2 rRNA genes (1 of these 2 cut by a window edge) are annotated in these 3,594 nt (G+C 57.8%); both read right to left on the bottom strand.

The annotated features are described in order from the left end of the window. Positions 1 to 1,697 (bottom strand): 23S ribosomal RNA (locus ACFVIU_RS39005) (its annotated part extends 1,481 nt beyond the left edge of the window); the annotation flags it as partial. Between the two features lie 285 nt (positions 1,698 to 1,982). Next, positions 1,983 to 3,510 (bottom strand): 16S ribosomal RNA (locus ACFVIU_RS39010). Positions 3,511 to 3,594: the final 84 nt, after the last annotated feature.

The following is a 3,594-nucleotide window of genomic DNA, read 5'->3' on the forward strand; positions in this document are numbered from 1 at the left end:
GGCCTACACCCTTACCCCGGGACAACCACCGCCCGGGATGGACTACCTTCCTGCGTCACCCCATCACTCACCTACTACCAGCTCGGGCCACCGGCTCCACCACTTTCCATTCCCCGAAGGGTCCGGAACGGCTTCACGGGCTTAGCATCACTGGATTCGATGTTTGACGCTTCACAGCGGGTACCGGAATATCAACCGGTTATCCATCGACTACGCCTGTCGGCCTCGCCTTAGGTCCCGACTTACCCTGGGCAGATCAGCTTGACCCAGGAACCCTTAGTCAATCGGCGCAAACGTTTCTCACGTTTGTATCGCTACTCATGCCTGCATTCTCACTCGTCAACCGTCCACAACTACCTTCCGGTGCTGCTTCACCCGGCAGACGACGCTCCCCTACCCATCCATACAGGCGTTGGCCCTATATGTATGAATGACACGACTTCGGCGGTACGCTTGAGCCCCGCTACATTGTCGGCGCGGAATCACTAGACCAGTGAGCTATTACGCACTCTTTCAAGGGTGGCTGCTTCTAAGCCAACCTCCTGGTTGTCTGTGCGACTCCACATCCTTTCCCACTTAGCGTACGCTTAGGGGCCTTAGTCGATGCTCTGGGCTGTTTCCCTCTCGACCATGGAGCTTATCCCCCACAGTCTCACTGCCGCGCTCTCACTTACCGGCATTCGGAGTTTGGCTAAGGTCAGTAACCCGGTAGGGCCCATCGCCTATCCAGTGCTCTACCTCCGGCAAGAAACACACGACGCTGCACCTAAATGCATTTCGGGGAGAACCAGCTATCACGGAGTTTGATTGGCCTTTCACCCCTAACCACAGGTCATCCCCCAGGTTTTCAACCCTGGTGGGTTCGGTCCTCCACGAAGTCTTACCTCCGCTTCAACCTGCCCATGGCTAGATCACTCCGCTTCGGGTCTTGAGCGTGCTACTGAATCGCCCTATTCGGACTCGCTTTCGCTACGGCTTCCCCACCCGGGTTAACCTCGCAACACACCGCAAACTCGCAGGCTCATTCTTCAAAAGGCACGCAGTCACGAGAATGTGCAAGCACATTCCGACGCTCCCACGGCTTGTAGGCACACGGTTTCAGGTACTATTTCACTCCGCTCCCGCGGTACTTTTCACCATTCCCTCACGGTACTATCCGCTATCGGTCACCAGGGAATATTTAGGCTTAGCGGGTGGTCCCGCCAGATTCACACGGGATTTCTCGGGCCCCGTGCTACTTGGGTGTCTCTCAAACGAGCCGCTGACGTTTCGACTACGGGGGTCTTACCCTCTACGCCGGACCTTTCGCATGTCCTTCGCCTACATCAACGGTTTCTGACTCGTCCCACGGCCGGCAGACCGTGGAAGAGAGATCCCACAACCCCGCATACGCAACCCCTGCCGGGTCTCACACGCATACGGTTTGGCCTCATCCGGTTTCGCTCGCCACTACTCCCGGAATCACGGTTGTTTTCTCTTCCTGCGGGTACTGAGATGTTTCACTTCCCCGCGTTCCCTCCACACTGCCTATGTGTTCAGCAGCGGGTGACAGCCCATGACGACTGCCGGGTTTCCCCATTCGGAAACCCCCGGATCAAAGCCTGGTTGACGACTCCCCGGGGACTATCGTGGCCTCCCACGTCCTTCATCGGTTCCTGGTGCCAAGGCATCCACCGTGCGCCCTTAAAAACTTGGCCACAGATGCTCGCGTCCACTGTGCAGTTCTCAAACAACGACCAGCCACCCATCACCCCAAACCCATACAGGTTCGAGTGCACTGGGGCCGGCAACTGAGGAAAAATCCATTCCCTCAGACACCCAACAGCGTGCCCAGCCCAGAACCCGTCCGGAGATCATGCGTTCCACACTCTTACGAGCAGTACTAGCAGCCCCCGACCCAGAATCCAGGCCGAATAATCAACGTTCCACCCATGAGCTGACCGTGCAGAACATTTGCCTGCAATCGGTACTGTGCTCCTTAGAAAGGAGGTGATCCAGCCGCACCTTCCGGTACGGCTACCTTGTTACGACTTCGTCCCAATCGCCAGTCCCACCTTCGACAGCTCCCTCCCACAAGGGGTTGGGCCACCGGCTTCGGGTGTTACCGACTTTCGTGACGTGACGGGCGGTGTGTACAAGGCCCGGGAACGTATTCACCGCAGCAATGCTGATCTGCGATTACTAGCGACTCCGACTTCATGGGGTCGAGTTGCAGACCCCAATCCGAACTGAGACCGGCTTTTTGAGATTCGCTCCACCTCACGGTATCGCAGCTCTTTGTACCGGCCATTGTAGCACGTGTGCAGCCCAAGACATAAGGGGCATGATGACTTGACGTCGTCCCCACCTTCCTCCGAGTTGACCCCGGCGGTCTCCTGTGAGTCCCCATCACCCCGAAGGGCATGCTGGCAACACAGAACAAGGGTTGCGCTCGTTGCGGGACTTAACCCAACATCTCACGACACGAGCTGACGACAGCCATGCACCACCTGTACACCGACCACAAGGGGGACCCTGTCTCCAGAGTTTTCCGGTGTATGTCAAGCCTTGGTAAGGTTCTTCGCGTTGCGTCGAATTAAGCCACATGCTCCGCCGCTTGTGCGGGCCCCCGTCAATTCCTTTGAGTTTTAGCCTTGCGGCCGTACTCCCCAGGCGGGGAACTTAATGCGTTAGCTGCGGCACCGACGACGTGGAATGTCGCCAACACCTAGTTCCCACCGTTTACGGCGTGGACTACCAGGGTATCTAATCCTGTTCGCTCCCCACGCTTTCGCTCCTCAGCGTCAGTAATGGCCCAGAGATCCGCCTTCGCCACCGGTGTTCCTCCTGATATCTGCGCATTTCACCGCTACACCAGGAATTCCGATCTCCCCTACCACACTCTAGCTAGCCCGTATCGACTGCAGACCCGAGGTTAAGCCTCGGGCTTTCACAATCGACGTGACAAGCCGCCTACGAGCTCTTTACGCCCAATAATTCCGGACAACGCTTGCGCCCTACGTATTACCGCGGCTGCTGGCACGTAGTTAGCCGGCGCTTCTTCTGCAGGTACCGTCACTCTCGCTTCTTCCCTGCTGAAAGAGGTTTACAACCCGAAGGCCGTCATCCCTCACGCGGCGTCGCTGCATCAGGCTTTCGCCCATTGTGCAATATTCCCCACTGCTGCCTCCCGTAGGAGTCTGGGCCGTGTCTCAGTCCCAGTGTGGCCGGTCGCCCTCTCAGGCCGGCTACCCGTCGTCGCCTTGGTGAGCCATTACCTCACCAACAAGCTGATAGGCCGCGGGCTCATCCTTCACCGCCGGAGCTTTCCAACCCGAGAGATGCCTCTCAGGCTCGTATCCGGTATTAGACCCCGTTTCCAGGGCTTGTCCCAGAGTGAAGGGCAGATTGCCCACGTGTTACTCACCCGTTCGCCACTAATCCCCTCCCGAAGGAGGTTCATCGTTCGACTTGCATGTGTTAAGCACGCCGCCAGCGTTCGTCCTGAGCCAGGATCAAACTCTCCGTGAATGTTTTCCCGTAATCGGGATGAACACCACGAGAGCGGTGCGAGAGGAGGAATAGTCCCCTCGCACACAGCGTCCTCGCTGTGTT

The sequence above is a fragment of the Streptomyces sp. NPDC127190 genome (genome assembly GCF_042672505.1).
GTDB lineage: Bacteria > Actinomycetota > Actinomycetes > Streptomycetales > Streptomycetaceae > Streptomyces.